This window comes from Anaerotaenia torta (assembly GCF_050433395.1).
GTDB classification, from domain to species: Bacteria; Bacillota; Clostridia; order Lachnospirales; family Lachnospiraceae; genus Mobilitalea; species Mobilitalea torta.
In genome coordinates, this window is record NZ_JBNPXH010000017.1 from 1 (window position 1) to 19931 (window position 19931).

Annotated in this window: 19 protein-coding genes and 2 tRNA genes; 2 read left to right on the plus strand and 19 right to left on the minus strand. The window is 46.9% G+C overall.

Going from position 1 to position 19931, the window contains the following annotated elements; all coding sequences use genetic code 11:
- Positions 1-265: 265 nt before the first annotated feature.
- The 14 genes from HNQ56_RS22035 to HNQ56_RS22100 form a co-directional block, all read right to left on the minus strand.
- Positions 266-354 (minus strand) — tRNA-Ser (locus HNQ56_RS22035).
- A 66-nt stretch (positions 355-420) separates the two neighbouring features.
- Positions 421-506 (minus strand) — tRNA-Ser (locus HNQ56_RS22040).
- 123 nt (positions 507-629) lie between these two features.
- Entirely contained in the window at positions 630-1370 is a 741-nt protein-coding gene (gene ispD / locus HNQ56_RS22045; RefSeq protein ID WP_429150483.1) for a 2-C-methyl-D-erythritol 4-phosphate cytidylyltransferase, read from the minus strand.
- Positions 1357-2379, minus strand: coding sequence for a tRNA (adenosine(37)-N6)-threonylcarbamoyltransferase complex transferase subunit TsaD (gene tsaD / locus HNQ56_RS22050; protein WP_429150485.1), 1023 nt, complete (start codon positions 2377-2379; stop codon positions 1357-1359). The genes ispD and tsaD overlap by 14 nt, the downstream gene beginning before the upstream one ends.
- 34 nt (positions 2380-2413) lie before the next feature.
- Entirely contained in the window at positions 2414-2989 is a 576-nt protein-coding gene (locus HNQ56_RS22055) for a DUF6715 family protein (protein ID WP_429150486.1), read from the minus strand.
- 75 nt (positions 2990-3064) lie between these two features.
- Positions 3065-3979, minus strand: a complete 915-nt coding sequence (locus tag HNQ56_RS22060) for a ribonuclease Z (protein ID WP_429150488.1) — start codon at positions 3977-3979, stop codon at positions 3065-3067.
- A 241-nt stretch (positions 3980-4220) separates the two neighbouring features.
- On the minus strand, positions 4221-4469 hold the full coding sequence (locus tag HNQ56_RS22065) for a hypothetical protein (RefSeq protein ID WP_429150489.1): 249 nt from the start codon (positions 4467-4469) through the stop codon (positions 4221-4223).
- Between the two features lie 194 nt (positions 4470-4663).
- The gene (gene rimI / locus HNQ56_RS22070; protein WP_429150490.1) at positions 4664-5104 is read right to left on the minus strand and encodes a ribosomal protein S18-alanine N-acetyltransferase; all 441 of its coding nucleotides are present in this window, start codon (positions 5102-5104) and stop codon (positions 4664-4666) included.
- Between the two features lies 1 nt (position 5105).
- The gene (gene tsaB, locus HNQ56_RS22075) at positions 5106-5825 is read right to left on the minus strand and encodes a tRNA (adenosine(37)-N6)-threonylcarbamoyltransferase complex dimerization subunit type 1 TsaB (protein ID WP_429150491.1); all 720 of its coding nucleotides are present in this window, start codon (positions 5823-5825) and stop codon (positions 5106-5108) included.
- A 104-nt stretch (positions 5826-5929) separates the two neighbouring features.
- Entirely contained in the window at positions 5930-6349 is a 420-nt protein-coding gene (tsaE, locus tag HNQ56_RS22080) for a tRNA (adenosine(37)-N6)-threonylcarbamoyltransferase complex ATPase subunit type 1 TsaE (protein ID WP_429150637.1), read from the minus strand.
- 354 nt (positions 6350-6703) lie between these two features.
- Entirely contained in the window at positions 6704-7720 is a 1017-nt protein-coding gene (locus HNQ56_RS22085) for a glycosyltransferase family 2 protein (RefSeq protein WP_429150493.1), read from the minus strand.
- A gap of 47 nt (positions 7721-7767) precedes the next feature.
- Positions 7768-8886, minus strand: coding sequence for an aminopeptidase (locus tag HNQ56_RS22090; protein ID WP_429150495.1), 1119 nt, complete (start codon positions 8884-8886; stop codon positions 7768-7770).
- A 127-nt stretch (positions 8887-9013) separates the two neighbouring features.
- Entirely contained in the window at positions 9014-11560 is a 2547-nt protein-coding gene (locus tag HNQ56_RS22095) for a hypothetical protein (RefSeq protein ID WP_429150497.1), read from the minus strand.
- 40 nt (positions 11561-11600) lie between these two features.
- Positions 11601-12791 carry a class I SAM-dependent methyltransferase gene (locus tag HNQ56_RS22100; protein WP_429150499.1) on the minus strand — a complete coding sequence of 397 codons (1191 nt, stop codon included), beginning with the start codon at positions 12789-12791 and terminating at the stop codon, positions 11601-11603.
- A 178-nt stretch (positions 12792-12969) separates the two neighbouring features.
- Between HNQ56_RS22100 and HNQ56_RS22105 the strand changes: the two genes are divergently transcribed.
- The gene (locus HNQ56_RS22105) at positions 12970-14397 is read left to right on the plus strand and encodes a hypothetical protein (RefSeq protein ID WP_429150501.1); all 1428 of its coding nucleotides are present in this window, start codon (positions 12970-12972) and stop codon (positions 14395-14397) included.
- A 149-nt stretch (positions 14398-14546) separates the two neighbouring features.
- On the opposite strand, the gene HNQ56_RS22110 is transcribed toward HNQ56_RS22105, so the two are convergent.
- On the minus strand, positions 14547-15356 hold the full coding sequence (locus HNQ56_RS22110; protein ID WP_429150503.1) for a YwmB family TATA-box binding protein: 810 nt from the start codon (positions 15354-15356) through the stop codon (positions 14547-14549).
- Between the two features lie 408 nt (positions 15357-15764).
- On the opposite strand from HNQ56_RS22110, the gene HNQ56_RS22115 reads away from it, so the two are divergent.
- The gene (locus tag HNQ56_RS22115) at positions 15765-16247 is read left to right on the plus strand and encodes a DUF402 domain-containing protein (RefSeq protein WP_429150504.1); all 483 of its coding nucleotides are present in this window, start codon (positions 15765-15767) and stop codon (positions 16245-16247) included.
- A 27-nt stretch (positions 16248-16274) separates the two neighbouring features.
- Here the strand turns inward: HNQ56_RS22115 and rpiB are convergent, their stop codons facing one another.
- The 4 genes from rpiB to HNQ56_RS22135 form a co-directional block, all read right to left on the minus strand.
- Positions 16275-16709 carry a ribose 5-phosphate isomerase B gene (gene rpiB / locus HNQ56_RS22120; protein ID WP_429150506.1) on the minus strand — a complete coding sequence of 145 codons (435 nt, stop codon included), beginning with the start codon at positions 16707-16709 and terminating at the stop codon, positions 16275-16277.
- A gap of 13 nt (positions 16710-16722) precedes the next feature.
- Positions 16723-17175 (minus strand): low molecular weight protein arginine phosphatase, encoded by a 453-nt coding sequence (locus tag HNQ56_RS22125; protein WP_429150508.1) that lies wholly within the window; start codon positions 17173-17175, stop codon positions 16723-16725.
- A 40-nt stretch (positions 17176-17215) separates the two neighbouring features.
- Positions 17216-18286, minus strand: a complete 1071-nt coding sequence (locus tag HNQ56_RS22130; RefSeq protein ID WP_429150510.1) for an L-threonylcarbamoyladenylate synthase — start codon at positions 18284-18286, stop codon at positions 17216-17218.
- A gap of 243 nt (positions 18287-18529) precedes the next feature.
- The gene (locus tag HNQ56_RS22135; protein ID WP_429150512.1) at positions 18530-19822 is read right to left on the minus strand and encodes an ATP-binding protein; all 1293 of its coding nucleotides are present in this window, start codon (positions 19820-19822) and stop codon (positions 18530-18532) included.
- Positions 19823-19931: the final 109 nt, after the last annotated feature.

A 19931-nucleotide genomic window follows, 5' to 3' on the forward strand; every position in this document is an offset into this window, starting at 1 on the left:
CGGTGTTCTGTTTTGGACCCTTGAAGTGCATGTGACACTTCAATTTTTTTAGAATTTCAGGGTTGTTTCACTGTTCAGTTATCAAGGTGCATTGTACTTGTGATGCCGTTATTTGCTGTGTTTCTCAACACCAGCTTGACTATCTTATCACGCATCAGCTATCTTGTCAACCACTTTTTCAATTTATTTTTTATTGATCTTTTATCCTATGAAATCTGCGGATTAAACCGAGTTTCCGATCCGTAAAAGCATTGAATAAGCAGAACGGAGAAAGAGGGATTTGAACCCTCGCGCCGCTATTAACGACCTACTCCCTTTCCAGGGGAGCCCCTTCAGCCTCTTGGGTATTTCTCCATAAAAGTACTATCTATATTGTCTAACAATTTTGGAAACACTATACCTTGTTGATTGTATTTAAGACGGAGAGAGTGGGATTCGAACCCACGGTTCCTTGCAGAATCACTGGTTTTCAAGACCAGCCCCTTAAGCCGCTCGGGCATCTCTCCATGCAGTTCTCCAAACGTCGCTTAGCTAGTATATCACCTCATGTAACCCCTGTCAAGTGGTTTTATATGATTCTTGAAATAAATTGTTGCTTTTTTTGATTTTTTTCAAACAATAATTAATAATTAATGGCTCCGGATGCGTTTCAACATCTGTTCCGCCAGAATCAAATCCTCGGGAGTTGTGAGCTTTATATTATTATAATCTCCCTCCAGCATTTTAACCGGCAGCTTCCCATAAGCTTCATATACCATTGCATCATCCGTAATTGCCAGCCCCTCCCGGTTCTCTTCCAGATATAATGCTTCGTAGGCAGCCTTAATGGAGGGAAACGCAAAGGCCTGGGGAGTCTGAGCCGCCCAAAGTATATTGCGCCTGGGAGTTGTCTGGACTGTTCCATCTTCTGCTACCATCTTAATCGTCTCCTTCACCGGCATCCCGATTAAACAAGCCTGACACTCCTTCACCTGATCAATGACTCTATTAATTAAATTAACGGTAATAAAGGGTCTTGCTCCGTCATGAATTAATACATAATCTGCAGTTAAAACAGACTGAAGGGCCCGGTATACGGAATCATAACGTTCCTTACCGCCCTCCACGATTTGTTTCACCTTGTTTATCCGGTATAAATCAACGATTTCTTTCTTACAGAACTCCACCTGGCCTTCTCCGGTGACAAGAATTATCTCATCCGCGATACTTTCCTCGAAGGCTTTTAAAGAATAGTAAACCACCGGTCTATCCTGAAGCATCAGAAATTGTTTTGCAACGGAGGAATTCATGCGCTTTCCCTGACCGGCAGCCAGTACGATGGCCGTGACCTTACTCACACTTATTACCTTTTCCTTTCTATCGTTCCCCAATTTTCAGATTCGGCACGGCATTCAGCTCCAATCCGGCCCTGGTACCCTTACGGTATTCATAGTATGCTGCCGCACCAATCATAGCTGCATTGTCCGTGCATAGGATAGGAGAAGGATGATAGAACTCCAACTGATTCTCTTCACAGGCTTTTTTCATTGTCGCCAACAAGGAAGAATTAGCCGCCACTCCTCCGGCTATTGCAACCTTCTTCCTATTGTAATCCTTTGCGGCCCGGATGGTTTTGGTTACCAGCACATCGATCACTGCCTCCTGGAAGGAGGCGGCAATATCCGCCCGGTTTATCTCCTCCCGCTTCATTTCGCAGCTGTTAATATGATTTAATACCGCGGATTTTAAGCCGCTGAAGCTAAAATCATAAGGGCAGCCTTCAATCTGTGCCCTGGGAAATGCAATCGCCGCCTTATTCCCTTCCTTCGCCAGCCGGTCAATCTTCGGGCCGCCCGGATAACCGAGACCAATGGCTCTGGCAACCTTATCAAAGGCCTCTCCTGCCGCATCGTCCCTGGTTCTGCCGATAATCTCATATATCCCATACTCCTTCACCAGCACCAGATGGGTATGCCCCCCCGATACGATCAGGCATAGAAAAGGAGGCTCCAATTCTTTATTCTCAATATAATTGGCAGAAACATGTCCTTCGATATGATGGACTCCGATTAATGGTTTTCCCGCGGCAAAGCTGATTGCTTTCGCTTCTGCAACCCCTACCAGCAAGGCTCCCACCAGCCCCGGCCCATAGGTTACGCCGATAGCATCCAGCTCCTCCATGGTTACTCCCGCCGTGTCAAGAGCCTCTTCTATTACTTGATTGATTTTCTCGATATGCTTCCTGGAAGCTATCTCGGGCACCACGCCCCCGTATAACTTGTGCAGCTCAATCTGAGAAAATATGATATTGGAAAGTACCTCCCTGCCGTTCTTCACCACTGCCGCCGCAGTTTCATCGCAGGAGGTCTCAATCGCCAAAATTAAAACATCCTCTGCCATGCTAATAACCATGCCTTTCTTTCATAACGCCCTGCTACTCTTCGGACTCAATCTGCCAGCCGAGAATTTTCCATTGATGATTCTCGTTCTGGCGCAGCATTACCTTCCAGGTCTCTGAAATTTTTGTATTTTCCTGTATTGTATAAGAGATAAAAACCGTGGCATACTCCCTGCCCTCCAGTTCCTTTCTCTGCTCCTGATCCTGCTTCACCAGGTAATAGGTGGAAATCCTCCGTTTCTTCTCCTTCCAGGCAGCAATATCGGAATAGAGATTCATAAGATAAGTTTCTTCCGGATTGATTGCCAGAAATTCGTCATCATATAATTCCCGGATCTTTATGGCAAGCTCCTTTACCTCCTCATCCGATGGATTATCATAAATCACCTTTATCATGCCGCCAAACAATTTGACAACCTCTCTGGGCGTTTCGGGATAAGCCTCCTCCAGATCCAGGTTCAAAAGTCTCTCCGTCTCCGTCATATTTTTTTCGGAGGTACCTTCCAGCGGAACACTTCGGAAGGACCAGTAAAAATAAAATGACAGGATTCCAAGAGCAACCACCAGCATCGTGATCACCGTAACTGTTGTGCGATTCTTTGCTTTGTGCATACACGCTTCCCCTTCCTGGATACCATTTTGTTTCTCAGGGCGCCCGCAAGTAAGAGAGGGTCTTATTTGCAGGCATCATTCATCTTTATCAAATTCCAAGGTTATGCTTTTGCGGTCTTTTCCTGCCCGTACATTGGCAAATATGCTTCTTGCCTCCCCAATATAGTCCTCCGGTCTTGTAAGGGACGGACTGTAATGAGTCAGCCATAATTCCTTTACTTCAGCCTCTTTGGCAAGGGTTGCCGCCTCACGAAAGGTCATATGCTTATATTCCTTTGCCTTGCTGTCCTTATCCTGTTCCCCGTACATACCCTCGCAAATAAACAAATCCGAAGCCGAAGCATTCTGTGAGATCATTTTGGTAGGCCGGGAATCCGTACAGTAGGTAAGCTTAATCCCTCTCCGCTCCGGTCCGATGACCATATCCGGAGTATAAGTAATCTCTCCGTCCGTTATGGTATCCCCCTTCTGAAGACGATTCCAGAACTTCTGAGGCACCTGATTCTCCATTGCTCTCTCCGTATGAAACTTACCTCCGCGCTTAATATATATGCTGTAGCCATAGCAAATCACATTATGCTTTACCTGAAATGCCTTAATTCGGTATCCATTAAGCTCCAGAACCTCCTCCGGCGAGGAAAGTTCAATAAATTCAAGAGGAAAGGGCAGCTCCGGAGCGATTACCCGAAGAGAATTCACTACCCGCTCCAGGCCTCTCGGGCCGACGAGAGTCACCGGCTCCGTCCGGTCCGCATTGCCCATGGACAGCAGCAGCCCCGGAAGCCCGCTGATGTGATCTCCATGATAATGGGTAAAGCATATGATATCAATGGAGTGAAAGCTCCATCCCTTTTCCCGTATCGTAATCTGTGTGCCTTCCCCGCAGTCAATCAGCAGGCTGCTTCCATTATATCTGGTCATCAGCGCCGTCAGCCATCTGCCTGGCAGGGGCATCATTCCTCCGGTTCCTAATAAACATACATCTAACATTGATTCAGCCCTTCTATCTATATTTTATCACTATTTTGTTCCCTTTGAAACCATAAATACTATTTTAACAGTATTTCCAACTGTTTGTCCAGATAATTGTTCCTTTAAAGGATTTTTGTGAAAAGAATTTCCGGTATCTTCTTCTATATCGGCAAACACTTTCCTCTTATTTAATTAACATTTTAAAAGAAAAAAGCCATGCGATCCGCGGTGTTCTGCAGATACCCATAGCTTGTCCGGTTTATAATACTTCCAGTTTTTTTCGTATTTCTATTGGAATCATAAATTTTGAAATCATTTTATCATAGCATTCTTCGCAAAGATTAAAATGGTGCACTTCCATATCCCTTCCGGAAAAATATCCCCACTCCTTGGTCGCCTCAAAGGCATCTTCCCTGAGAATACCGTTCTCGACCTTCAATACCTTTCCACAAGAATTACAACAAATCAGAACTTCCCCGCTTTTATCCCCGTTCTCTGCTATCTTCAACTCTTATCCCTCCTGATAAATGCACGCATCTCTCTCAAACTTATAAAGATCATCTTCACTACGCTCTTTTATATCATGAACAAACCCGTGTTCATGAGCTTCAGTCCGTTCTATATATATCATGAACAAAATCGCGTTCATGATCTTCACTATGTTCTATTATAATATGTTCTTCGAGATTTTTACAGTGGGAATTACTGTATTGTGTTTAACCACATAATAACAGCATCCTCTCTGGGCTTTGAATAAAAGTCCCTGCGAAGGCCCGACTTGGTGAAACCAAGGGTTTCATACAGCCTGATCGCCGCCTCATTCGAACTGCGTACCTCCAGGGTGAAGGAGGTGATACCCCTTGCAATCCCCCGGCCGATGAGTTCCTTCAGCATTCTCTCCCCAATATGCTGTCTTCTGAATTCCTTCTTTACCGCAACATTAAAGATGTCCCCTTCTCCGACCACGCCCCAGAAGCCGCAGTAACCGGCTATCCGGCCCCCTGCCTCCGCTACCAGGTATTCATTCTTCTCATCCAGCAGCGCATTCTGAAAATCCTCCCGGCTCCAGGGATCCGAAAAAGTCTCTTCTTCTATGACACAGACCTGCTCCAGATCGGCTGCGGTCATTTTACGAATATTCATGCTATCTGTCCTTCTCCGCCTTCTCCAGCCTGGCCGCCCGTTCCCTTTCCGCTTGGGACACTCTCAGATACACAGGCTCATGTGCCGCGGCATCTTCACAAATATTGTTCTGATACAATTCCAGCCCGCGGGCGCCAATGGCCGCCGCCCTCTGCCGGTTCAGATGCACCGGGGCAAAGGAATAAGGAATTCTCAGGCCCTCAAGAAGCTGTTCCCGGTATACGGCAGCTCCATCCCCAAGGAAAATAACCTCTCTCCCGGCCTCATTTAATTCTTCCAAAAGCTCCTCCAGCACCAACGCCGCTCCGTCCCTTCTTACCTGGAACTCACTGCCGCAGAAGCGGTATAAGCCGGTATAGACCTGGTTTCTCCTGGCATCCATCAACGGACAGATTATTTTATCCGTCCCATAGAGATTATAGGCCAGCCCCTCCAGGGTAGGAACCGGTATGATGGGCTTTTTCAGAGCCAGACCCAGACCCTTGGCCGTGGCACTGCCGATACGCAGTCCTGTAAAGGAACCGGGCCCGGCGGCAACGGCAATGGCATCCACCTCTGCTAAGTCAAGCTCTATCATTTTGACGGCTTCATCCAGCATAGGAAGAAGTGTCTGGGAATGAGTCTTCTTATAATTAACCGTATATTCCGCGAGAGTTGCCTCTTCCGTCACAACAGCCACGGAAGCAACCAGCCCCGAGCTGTCCAGCGCCAATATCTTCATATAACCTCCATCTGCCGCCCCGGCGGCACAAATCCCGGAAGAAAACCGGAATGGACTCCCACTGGAGACTATTCTGGGTTTCTTCCCGTGTGAAACTTTTCACACTATTCTACTGTGATTTCCCGATAATCAAAGCCCTTGTCCAGTTTCTTGCGTATGGAAATCGTTCTCCTGTTCTCCGGCAGCAATTCCTCGATCAGCTCCGCCCACTCAATCAAACAGACCCCGTCTCCATAAAAATAATCCTCGTATCCGATCTCCTCCATCTCCTCCGGGTCGGCAATCCGGTATACGTCAAAATGATACAGGGGCAGCCTTCCGCCCTCGTATTCCTGGATTATGGTGAAGGTGGGACTGCTTACCGCATCTTCTATCCCAAGTCCCCTGGCAAAGCCCTGGGTGAATACCGTCTTTCCTACTCCCAGATCCCCGCTGAGGCAAAAAACATCCCCTTTTTGCGCACCAAGCCCTAATTCATACCCGATCTGCCAAGTATCCTGTGTATTAAAGCTCTCCATCATCATAACTTTTTCCGTACCTTTCCACCCGTGCTTCAGAGACAGCGTTTCTTCCAAACGGCATCATTATAGCAGGCTTATTGCCAAAAAGATAGTATTTTTTAATATCTTTAATCTGAAAATAGCTGTACCGCTCTTCTTAATCTTCGGTTTCACTTTGCCAAAGGTAACGGCAACGGATACCTTTGGAATTTGCGAATTGGTTATAATAGATTACCACAGAATGGAGTCTCAATCAATCATAAATAAGGCCGGTGCCTGACACCAGACCGGGTGCCATAAGTCATCTCTTTCCCTCTGACTCATGGCACCCGCATCACACTCTATATCACGAAGCAGCCTCTGATCTCAAGATTGCCTCTAATTAAACCCATATATCTTCCGGAGGATATCATACCCCAGTTCTACTACCTTCCGTCCAAACTTTCCCGGAAGATTCATCGACTGTCCCAGAATATGGGACCGGATCCGATAATAAAGCTTCTTATCATGTTTCTTGAGGTAATCCCACAGCTCCTGCTTCTTCTCAAGGCTTTCCTCCGTCCCTTCCTTAATCAGGAAGACACTGCTGACTGCCATCATCATAGCCAGATACTTCACCATGTACTTTTGAAGCTTCTTACTCTTAATCTGATGTACATCATGGGACTCCATCATGATCTTCGTAATCCGCAGCTGCTGGTCGATCCGCTTAATCATAACCTGTTCATTCACGGACTGGTCCGATCTGCCGATGAAGTACCGGTACAGATTCACATCCATATAATACAGCGTCTTCACATAGGGCAACGGCTGGTATACAAAGATGTTATCCACATAGAAGGTATGTTTCGGCAGCTGAATTCCAGAGCTTTTCAGCAAATTGGTGCGATAGATTGTGGAATGCATGAGTATATTCTGGCTCTGGCGGAAATGCATAATCTCATCCCAGGTAAAGATACGGTTCTCCGGCAACGCCCTGCGGTAATTAATTACCTTCTTTTTCTTCGCTCCCACCTTCTCATATACATAATTGGCGAGAAACAAATCCGGGCTGCTGCCATCCGCCACCAGTTTCTTCAAAGTCTCCATTACCTCGGCCAATGCTCTCTCATTCACCCAGTCATCACTGTCCACTACCTTAAAATACAATCCGGTAGCATTGGCCAGCCCCGTATTCACCGCTTCGCCATGACCGCCGTTTTCCTGCCGAATGACTCTGACAATACTGGGATATCTGGCCTGGTAATCCTCCGCAATCTTTTGTGTATCATCCACGGAGCCATCATTGACAATGATGATCTCCATCTCCTCCCCGCCGGTCAGCAATGTGTCAATGGCATGACTCATGTACTCCGCCGAATTATAGCAGGGAATTGCTGCTGTCAATAGCTTCATGTTTTTTCCCGGCCGGCGCTGTCTCCCCTCCGGCCTTTCTCCCTTCCCTAGATTAGATTTTCAGGATTCAAACACTCTAATTCTTTTACTACAAAACGTCCGTCCTTACGGATTAACACATCATCAAAATAGATCTCTCCGCCGCCGTATTCCGGTGTCTGGATGCAAACCAGATCCCAGTGGATGGCAGAGTGATTTCCATTGGGCGCTTCCTCCTCATAGCAATTGCCAGGGGTAAAATGGAAGGAGCCCATGATCTTCTCGTCAAACAGGGTATCCTTCATCGGTTTTAGCACATAGGGATTGACACCGATGGCGAATTCGCCGATATAGCGCGCTCCCTCATCCGTATCCAGCACCCGGTTGATTTTCTCCGTATCATTTGCGGCAGCTTTTACGATCTTGCCGTTTTCAAAGGTAAAAGATATGTTCTCATAGGTATAGCCCTGGAATACTGCGGGAGTATTATAGCTCAGGGTTCCGTTAACAGAATCTCTCACGGGAGCCGTATACACCTCACCATCGGGAATATTGCACCTTCCGTCACAGGGTACGGCAGGAATGTTCTTGATGGAGAAGCTCAGATCCGTTCCAGGTCCTACGATTCTTACCTTGTCCGTACGGTTCATGTATTCAACCAGGGGCTTCATGGCCTCACCCATCTTTGCATAGTCCAGATTGCACACATTGAAGTAGAAATCCTCAAATGCTTCCACACTGGTATTGGATAGCTGTGCCATGGATGCATTGGGATAACGCAGAACAACCCACCTTGTCTTGGGCACACGGATGTTGTGATGAACCGGTGTCGAATAGTAGGTCTCATAGAGCTTCATCTTATCGGAAGGTACATCGGCCAGCTCGGATACATTCTCCGTTCCGCGAACCGCAACATAGCAGTCCATCTGCTCCATCTCCGCACCGTCGATCTTCGCCATCAGAGACATCTGCTCCTCGGTACAGTGCAGGAGCTGCTCTCTCTGCAGCTTCGGATCGGTATAATGTACAAAAGGAATTCCCTCCGCCTTATAGACCTCCTTCACCAGCTGACGGGCCAGATCCTGGGTCGATGCACCGATATAATGAACGTATACCTTATCTCCCGGCTTTACTCTCATAGAATAATTCACTAAATTGTGCGCTAATACCTTAATTCTCTCATCCATAACTTTTTCTCCTTGTAATTTATTTATAATATGATGATTTGCCCGGCATATTTGGATACAGGATATCGAGCGGGAAGCTTGTTACCGGGCAATATCCTGTATCCAAATATGTCGGGCAGACCACCAGTTACTGCTCCAGATAGGATAAAAATACATTACCCGCATCTTCAAACATTTTGGCACTGTCACCGATGCCAATTCTGGAGGTTCTGCTGCTGGACGGATTAATTACCATAATGTTAAACGAGTCATAACCGTAGATCACTACCGCATTGGTAACATCCGTCATGGCAATGACGGGCCTGCCCTTGGATACATAATACAGGGCATCCTCCAGAGTAATTCCGGTCAGGCGCACGGGAGTATATTCGGAATACTCCTTAAGCACATCATAGGCAGATCGGTTCTTAACAGACAACTGCTCCAAGCCCGCTCCGGCCTTCTGGTAATCCAGCACCAGCTTGATGCAGGCTTCCACCGTATCCTCCTGGGAGACCTGCCAGGTCATGGTTTCCATCTCCTGTATTGTATTCTTGACGGTCTTCACCCCTCGTTCCCAGATCAGCTCCTGCTTATTGCTGAACACCGCACCAATCCTGTCTCTGGCTATGGCAATGGCATCCGCCGCACTTTCATATGCTCCTGCTATTCCGTCACTGAGATAGGGATAATAATAAATCTGCTCCTGAGCGGAAATAGGAAGCCGAACTGTGGGATCCTGACTGATAATGGTACTGACGGCATAGACAACCTCCGGAAGTCTCTCCATGCCAAAACCCTTGGGAAGGGACAGGTAGTATTCCGTCAAGGCCTGCTCCGTCACCCGTGAAACGGTGCTGACCGGCTTTACTTCCGGCTTCACCTGATTCATAATATAATCCGCGGGAGCCAGGGTATAGGCTGTACGTCCTTTTGCTGTGATTTTTTGGACCCTGCGGAGTTCAATGATATTATCCTTAACCTCCAGGCTGGAAATGTAGTAGTCGGATTTACTATAGCTTTTTAACACATTTTTGTCAACTGATGCAATTTTTACCGTACGAAGGGGCGCCAGGACACTTCCATCCATCATGGAGGATACATCCTCTTCCGCCACGTCTCCATAGATCAGGTTATTATCAATTACATTCATCAGCCTTATAGTGTGACCGGGCTCAGCATTGATGGTATCCGTCTCTCCTGTTTCCAGATTCATGATCCGTATGCCCTTATTCAGCCTCGGGCTGGCATTATCCTGCCAGGCGGCATAATTTAGCCCCTTTAACACCACCACCTTGTCTGCCGGAATGCCATGGGCGATTTCCGTCAGCTCCCTTGTAATCAGGTTATAGGAATAAATATTATTATACACATGGAAATAGAAATTCTCCATGGAATTGACATAAGCCAGTTCTCCCAGATTCTCCTTCAGCATCTGGTAGGGTTCCTCTGCCGGAATATAGACCCGCTCTTCCACCCGGTTCTCTCCGCGGATATAGCGGTACAGCAGGATCGCTACCCGCCCTTCATACTGACCCCGATTCATATATCCGTAAACAATAAAGTCCAGATTTCCCTCCGCATCCATATTCAGAATGCGGATTTCATGCTGATCATATAATTCCCTCAGATCCTCCGTCTTATCCTGCCGGAAGGAAAATACCTTGGCAATCCGGTTTTTCTCCAGATCATAAAACCAGAGCTCCCTGTTTCTCACAAAAGCAAGCTTTTTCTCATCCGGAGAGGTAATGGCCGATACCTCCTTTTCAGAGGTAATTCCCAGCTTCAGCTGGCTCTGGGATATGCTTGCCCTATTGATATCAAACATTGCCTCCATGTGCCTTTCATAGTTAAGCAGGTACATCCGGTCCGGGGAATAACGGATCCGGTAGAACTCCAGCACATGATATCTTTCCATCTCTCCTGCAATCTCAGCCTCAATATAGTAATCCAGTGTAACAGAAGCCGTGTCCGTATAAATTTCTTTAATTACCGGAATAATCTCTGTCAGCACCACCGGCTTTATACTGCCCCAGCTCACCAGTTCAAAACTGGAATTAATATTAACATAGGCAAGGGTATTGTTATCCGCCGATCTCATGGGCTCCAGATATTTAATCATTCCTTCGGCCCTGGATTTGTCCATGATTGATTCATGAAAGTCCATGATAAAATCCAGCTTTTCTTTCAGAAATGCATTATCATAAATTTTAATCCGCTGGTAATAATACATCTTTTCGCTTTTACTGGAGATCAGCGTCAGCTTTACCGCATATTCCCTGCCCTTATAAAGCTCTGCCTTCAGCTTGATCTTGGCTGTCTTCTCCCCCTCGTTTTCCTCAAATACGCTGATGGAATCTGTTTCAATCAGGGCATTCCCCACAAACTCCCGGACTTCATAATTCAGTTTCTTTATATTATAAGCTTCTTCTCTTATGATCACTTCAAAGGTTTTGTCCATATCCAGGGGCGTAACGGATTCTCTCAGCTTATTGGCAGCGAGATTCGTGCTGTAGCCATGCAGGAGATTGATTCTGTTGTCACCTGATTTTATTGTAACCAAAGGAAAGGTAGCGTCCTCCATCTCAGTGGTGTTGTCTGCATCAAATACGACAACCTTGATATCACCGCTGAAGTAATAAAGCGCCCCTATAAAAACCGCAATCAAAATTATCACCCGGTAAATATATTTCAACTTCGGAACCTCCTGCCATTCCTTTTCCAATATTCCTGCGCTATTCCTCTGTTATGCCCTTTGAAAACAACCGAAGAAGACAGGGCTCCGCTTGCAGAAACTCCATGCACTCCTTCAATTCCTTACTTTCCATCCCGTTCTCATTCCCGCTTTCCGTCTCATTTCCAGCCTTGGTACGCTTCACGGCACGAATCAATATATTCTTTGGTGTATGCTCCATATCGATAAATTCCAGCAGCTGCACCTTATACCCCTTTTCCTTCAATAGCTCAGCCCTTAAGGCATCCGTGATCAATGCCGACATCCGTTCCTTTACAATCCCGTATTGAAGTATGGGCTTTAATACATCGTTGTGAAGCTGACGGTTCAGCTCATGCTGGCAGCAGGGCACCGAAAGTATAACCTGTGCTCCCCAGCTGACCGCCTTATATAAAGCGTAGTCCGTCGCCGTATCACAGGCATGGAGGGTTACCACCATATCCACCTCACTGCCTCCCTCATAGGACGCAATATCCCCCTCCTGAAAGCTTAGCCGGTCATACCCGTATTGTTTGCTCAGTTCATTGCATTTGCGTATGACCTCCGCCTTCAGGTCAAGGCCGATGATACGAAGCCGGTATCCCCTTAAAACCTTCAAATAATAATACATGGCAAAGGTGAGATAGGATTTGCCGCATCCAAAATCCAGGATCGTCAATTCCTTCTCCTTATTCAAGAACGGTAAAACATCCTCAATGTATTCAAGAAAACGATTGATCTGGCGAAATTTATCGGATTTGGACTTCACAACCGCTCCATCCCCTGTCATCACGCCCAGATCAACTAAAAAAGGAAGGGGGGCTCCTTCTGCAAGAATATAATTTTTCTTTTTATTATGGGAGGGAACGGCATCCTCTGCCGGGGCTTTAACCTGCTTATTGATTACGGTCACCTTCCCCTTCTTACTGATTAAAACCGTCGTCTTCCTCTTCCTGGCTGTAATCTCCGCCTGGCGGAATAATCCCTCAAACCAGTCCGGAAGCTTATCCAGCAGCTCTTCCTTCCCATAATTACAGTGAAAAATCTGCTGCCCGATGTATTCTGAGGCCTGATACAGCAACTCTTCCTTTATAACTACCGGACGTATCCTGACCTTGATCATTCTATCTTTGTCGGCTGAATTGCTGATGATTATCTGAAGTAAATCTATATCTAAGGCTTCATTAAAAACTTTTATAATTGCATTGTCCATTCTTTTCATCCATTCCAATGAGAGTTTTTTACTGATATCCGCTCTAATCTATTTTAATGTCTTTTCCATGATTGTACAACCCGTTTATTATTAATTTTATCTTAATATTGCCTATTCTTCTATTACACAATCAATTCCGTCTGCATATATTGGTAATAAAAAGCTTAGGAGTACTTATATGGCTTATGTAAATGGCAGACGCAGCGGTGTCGACAGTCGATACCGTGTGCCCAATTATAGCGTTTCACCCCAATCAAACCAGGCAGCTCCGACCAGTTCCCTGACATCGGGAAGGGGTACAACTTCCCCTGGGGCAGACCGGCAGACTGTCACCGGCACCAGTACGGCACCGCGAACCTCCTCCGGTATTGGAACCCGGATTAATCCAAGTACAGGTACCATACCTCCTCCAAAGACTAACACGGAAGCTTCCTCAAATCGGGAAGTAAATACCAGCGGCAACATAATCTCCGGTACCGGCACTCCTTCCAGGACAGCTCCCAACGCAGGCTCCGACCCCCGTAACAATATGGCTCCGGGAACTGGCGCTACGCCCAGAACCACCCCCAACACCGGCAATGGCACCGGCAGCAATATGACTCCCGGATCCGGTGTTATGCCCAGAACCACCCCCAACACCGGCAATGGCACCGGCACCAATATGACTCCCGGATCCGGTGTTATGCCTAGAACCACCCCCAACACCGGCAATGGCACCGGCAGCAATATGACTCCCGGATCCGGTGTTATGCCTAGAACCACCCCCAACACCGGCAATGGCACCGGCACCAATATGACTCCCGGATCCGGCGTTATGCCTAGAACCACCCCCAACACCGGCAATGGCACCGGCAGCAATATGACTCCCGGATCCGGCGTTATGCCCAGGACGGCTCCTGGCACCCCTCCTCAGAACGGCAACGGTGCTGTCCCCAGAACGGCTCCTGGCACCCCTCCTCAGATCGGCAACGGTGCTGTCCCCAGAACGGTTCCTGGTACCCCTCCTCAGGTGTATGAGCCCTACAATCCCGTGCCCGGGTCGCCGTATATAATGCCTTCCGCACCATCAGATAATATCCCTATGGCTCCCCCCGTACCGGGCGCCATGCCCGAAGCACCTTCCACACCCCCCGGAACACAGCCCAATATATATTATCCGCCCTTCCAGGCTGTGCCAAACACATATACCCCATATACTCCTGAGGTCTCTCCTTTTGACACACCTGCCGGTGTTCCTATGTTTCCGTTATACGGCTATGATAACAGCACTGATATGGACCGGGATGTGGAATATATGAAGCGCCTCTACCCTCGTACGGCGAGAGCGATTCAAAAAGAAATCGATATCGAATGCGACAAAATGGAGTACGACGGAAGCGTGATGTTTGACGAATATCCTGATAAAGAGTATCTTGAAAGATTGGTTGACCGTATTTACGAAAGGATTGGTCAGAACGAAGAGGAGCCTTTGGTGGAAACCAGCAGCGTTTACCTCTATCCGCCCAGGAGGAGGGAGAATTATCTGCGTGATGTGGTCAGTCTTCTTCTGTTATCCGAAATATTCCATCGAAGAAGGCGTTACCGCAGCAGAAATCGATGGTTTTAAGAAGTCCTCACAAGAACTGTGTCGTAAGAAAGCCCAGGGTACATGGGATATCCCTATGACCCTGGGTTTTTTTAAGTCAATTCACCTCCGCTCTCAGCCGATGCAGAATCGTTTCCTGCATCGAAGGATGCGGCGGTGCTTGTGTCTGTCTACCAGCTATCATTCAAAATCGGCGTAGCCAGAGTAATCCGGGTCTTACCCGTTACTTCATTATAAGATATTGCAACCTGAATATTGATTTTTGTATTCATGCTGGTGACATACTCCTTCAGCATTCCCGTATAGGCATAGACCGTATACATATCGCCTTCATCATATTCCAGGGCAATTTCTCCCTGCAGTTCATCCACCAGCAGCCGAGCCACTTCTTTCTTCTGCTGGGAATCCAGATTTTCCTCCCGGACACCCTCGTATTTTAAGGTAACCTGCATATCCTTTACTTCCAGTTTTTCAAGAGCCTGCTCCAAAATCTTCTTATATTTATCGATACCCGCAATTCCATCCTGTATAGACAGACGCACGATGATGTAATTCTTCTGGGGCGTACCCTCTTCCTCTTGACCCACACTAATTACCTTTATTTCGGAAATGGCTTTTTTGGCCCGTTTGTAGAAATAGTACTCGCTCCTGGAGCCTTCCTCCCATACTGAAATCCCTTTGTCTATCGTCAATCCTATCTTTGCGGCCAGATTACAGATCAAGGCCTTCTTGTCCTCGTCCGTCAGCATTCCGGAACGGTACTCTGCAGCAATTTCAACACTGCTCTGCATTTCATCCGTATTGGTTTTTACAAAAGCTTCTGTTATCTGTACCCCCTTTTGAAACATATGGTTGACAAGTAGCTGGGTTGCCACCGCAGCCCATAAGACCATTGCCATATATAAGGCGGCTTTTGTACGTTTCAGCGATATTGTCTTTCTAAAGTTCTCAATTATTCTATCCCAATTTATATCCTTCAAAAAAATCAACCTCCGATTTAACAGTCCTGTTATTTCAACCAATAGTTTTCCCAGTTTTCAGAGGTTTATGCCAATTTTGAGGATTTTGGAAAAGATAGCGGCAGCAAAACCATTACATGTAATTTGATTGTTCATAGGTAATGATTTTACAACTAAATTTCATATCATATCGACATATTTTCATTCTTATGTTAAAATATCCCCATGGTAACAGGAGAAGGTCAACAGATGAATAACAAAAAAAGATTATCCTTGATCTGCGAAGTCCGGGATAATCATTTCTTAGTACATAATTAGGGCAAGCATAGGTTTTTATCCATGTTATAGCAATGACCTATATTTTTGTAAAGCAAATTGAACCGAGCCATTTCATCCGCATCCGGCCCTGCCATCGAAAGGAGATTTTGCATGACAAAGCCCACGCTGTATCGGAGACGTTTTATCCCAGACGAATTAATCTGTCTGAAGGACGATATCATATTAGTTCTTGAACCAAATCTGATTATTACCAAATGGCAGACACTGCATCCCAGAAGTGATATTTCCAGGGGTGCCTCCGCTTACTATCTGGATCGCGGTTTCAAGGTGAGCAAGCTTTATAACAGCCAGAACCAGGTTGTCTATTGGTACTGCGATATTATCCAGCACAAGATAGATTCCGAAAAAAATACCGTCATCATCGAGGATCTTTTGATTGATCTTGTTCTCTATGAAGACGGCCGTATTCATATTGTGGATCTGGATGAGCTTGCTGATGCGCTGGAGAGTAAACTGATCTCACAGGAGGAGGCCAACCATGCCCTTCGCACTGCCAACTCCCTTCTGAAGATTGTATACGGAGGAGAGTTCCACACCCTGCAGGAGCCGGTCAACCAGGCAGAACTTCTCTGATCTCCTGTCAGGCAGACACTCCCGCCCTTATGCCTCTTCTTCCAGCATTTGAATTCTTTTTAAATGCCTCTCCTCGTTGGAGAAGCCTGTGTCCAGGAAGGTCTCCACGATTTTTAAAGCATGCCCGATACCGATTACTCTGGCGCCCATAGCCAATACATTGGCGTCATTATGCAGCCGGGTTGCCTCCGCGCTGAAACAGTCGTGACAGAGAGCCGCACGTATCCCTTTCATCTTGTTTGCTGCAATGGATATTCCGATTCCCGTGCCGCAGATCAGGATACCTCTGTCGCACTCCTTTTTCTGGATCGCCCTGCCTACTGCCTTGGCATATTCGGGATAATTGCTGGAACTGATGTCTCCGCAGCCAAAATCTTTATATTCTATTCCTCTTTGATCCAGGTATTCCATAATGGCCTTCTTCATTGCATATCCGGTATGATCATTTCCTAATGCGATCAAAATCGTTTCCTCCTTAATTCAAATCATTCAATTTATAAACCGTCTTTTTTACCAAACGTCCCAATTCAATATAGCATTCCTCATAATCCATTAAGGTTCCGCCGTAAGGATCCACCACATCCCCCATCTCTCCGGCAAATTCCTTGATGGTATATACTTCCTTCCTCTCCGGATAAAGCTCCTGAACCTTCTTCTTCTGGCTCATGGTCATGGTGAGAACAAGGGTCTGATCATCGATATCCGACGCCTTTAATCCCTTCGCCATGTGATTCGGCAATTCCAGGTCATGTTTCTTCAATACAACCTCCGCCTTGGGATTGATCGGTTCGGAGAACAGCACTACCAGACCGCGGGAGATTACCTTCCTGTCGCTGACCTTTTCCAGATTCTTATAAATTGCTTCCGCTATGGGGCTTCTGCAGGTATTTCCGGTACATACAAAAATAATCTTCTGAAATTTTCCCATCCATCGCTCCTTTCCGCCAGACCTCCCAGGAATCCGGGTATCAGCATTCATCCTCTCCAACTCTCACAACACGATAGCCTGCCGCCTTCAGCAAGCGATTCATAATAGCATACCCCAGGCTGTTGTCCGCAAAGCTCTCTGTATAAATATATTCGGCATGCAGGTCATCAAATTCCCGGAGCATTTCATAAAGCCCCGCGGCAATGGAGGCTTCGTCCTTCCTGGAGCCGATGGTCTTAACGGTTCCATACCTGTATAAATTCCGGGTTTCATCCGTAGCAATAATGCCTACGCATTTGCCGCTCTCCTGCTTTTCCTTCGCTTTCTGATTGATGGCCTCAACCACCAATCCGGTTGCTCCCTCGTATATCGTCAGCTTTCCTTCCGGAGCATAATGGCGGTATTTCATGCCGGGAGCCTTGGGCGCCATCTGGGGATCCGGCTTCTGACCCAGGATGGCAGGATCAACCTCCAGCCCGCCGATCACATTCTCCAGCATGGCCCTGGTAATACAGCCCGGACGCAGGATAACCGGATGCTCGCCGGATAAATCCACTATCGTCGATTCCAATCCCAGGGTTGCTTTTCCCCCGTCAATGATCATATCGATTCTTCCGCTCATATCCTTAATGACATGCTCTGCCTTCGTGGGGCTTGGCTTGCCCGACAGATTGGCGCTGGGTGCCGCCACATAGACTCCTGATGCGGCGATCACGCTCCTTGCGATCTGATTCGCCGGAAGACGGATTGCCACCGTATCCAGCCCGCCTGTGGTTCCATAGGGAACACAATCCCTTTTCTTTAATATAATGGTCAGAGGCCCCGGCCAGAATACCCGTGCCAGTTGGTATGCCTTATCCGGGATCTCCCGGGCAAGTGTCTCAAGGTCTTTCACTTCCGGGATATGGACAATCAGGGGATTATCCGCGGGTCTCCCTTTTGCCTCGTATATCTTTCTGGCGGCGGAAGCATCCAGGGCATTGGCCCCCAGGCCATACACCGTCTCTGTGGGGAAGGCCACCAGCCCCCCTTCCCGCAGTATTCGGGCTGCTGCCTCCAGATCTTCGGAAGACAGCTTCTGATCCTCCGCTTTTATGATTATGGTATCCATATAATTCTACTCCTCGCAGCACCTTCCTTGCACTGCTGTACACAGACTACGGCTCGGTCCCAGGGACTTCGCTCATGCTGCATTTATCCATATAACGCTACGCGGCCGGTAGTATATCCGTTGCCGTCAACGTGTTACCATTGCTTCCGGTAAGCCAGATCTATTCTCTAGGCCACATGGACTACTTTGTTTATATATCGTGGTCATTATACCACTATCTTTTCATAAATGCAAATACTGCAATCACAGCAGCTCTCTTGTCTTTCTCGCAAGATAAAGCGGGATATTGACGATTAGGCCATTTTTTAAGTAACTCCGTTTTGAAAACCGGATGGCACACTCCGGTCCATTTTCTCTTACATATCGTTTAAAAGACGGTGCGGACTTCTCTTCACCCCCCTTTACCTCTATGGGGATAATCGATCTGCCATACTGTAGTACGAAATCAATTTCTCCATGTTTGTCGGCATAGTAGCGCGGTGAAAGCTCAAACTGTCCCTGAAGCTGCTGCAGGACATAATTTTCAGTCAAAGGTCCTTTAAACTGGTAATCCGTCTTGAGCAGAATTGCACCGTTATCGATGCCTGCCATCGCTTTCAGCAACCCGGTGTCAAATACAAAAAGCTTAAAACAATCCAATTTGTCAAAGGCGGCAAGCGGATGCTCCAGCTTGGAAACATTGTAGACACGATGAAGCATACCTGCTGAAACAAGCCATTCAATGGCCTCCTCAAAATCCCTTGCGCGCCCGCCTTCCCGAACCGCTCCATACATGAACTTTTCATTTGGCTTTGCAAGCTGTGAAACGATGCTGCGAAATACCATCAGAAGGCGTCCACTGTTGACTTTCCCGTTATGCTTAGAAAAATCATTCTCGTATACAGTAATAAGCTCATGATGAATCTGAGCAATTTTTTTCGGATCTTTATTCTTCACCCATGAGGCAACACATTCGGGCATGCCTCCAATAATTAAATAATTGCTATAAGCCTCCAGAAACCTGTTATGAAAAATCGTCTCGATCTGCTGTTCCTTTTTAATGCCGAGATAGTAGGCATACAGCGATTCATCCGTTGCAGCAAGGAATTCGTCAAACATCAACGGATAGATCGTTAAGAGGTTGACCATCCCAACAGGATAAGATTTCGGCTGCGCAAGCAGGGTTCCCAGCAAACTCCCGGCGGCAATCACATGATATTCATTTGCCTTTTCCTTAAAATATTTCAGCGTGTTGAGGGCTTCCGGACATTCCTGAATCTCATCAAAGATGACAAGGGTCTGCTCCGGCAAAATTTTGACTCCGGCAATCAGAGAAAGAAGCTCAATAATCCTCTGCGGATTCTTGTTCGTCTCAAAGATGGATTTTAGTTCATCCTCTTCGTCAAAGTTAAAGTAGACATAATCCTCGTAATAGTTCTTACCAAACTCCTTCATGAGCCAGGTCTTACCGACCTGCCGTGCGCCTTTCAGCACAAGGGGCTTACGCTCCTCACTGCTCTTCCACTCGATTAAATCCTGCAATGCATTGCGCTTCAAGTAAGATCACCATCCTTTCAGAGATATGTCGTTAGCATATCACAAAAATCTCAAAAATACAATGCAACCCTTCACATTTTTCCGAGTCATTTAATACATAATATCACAC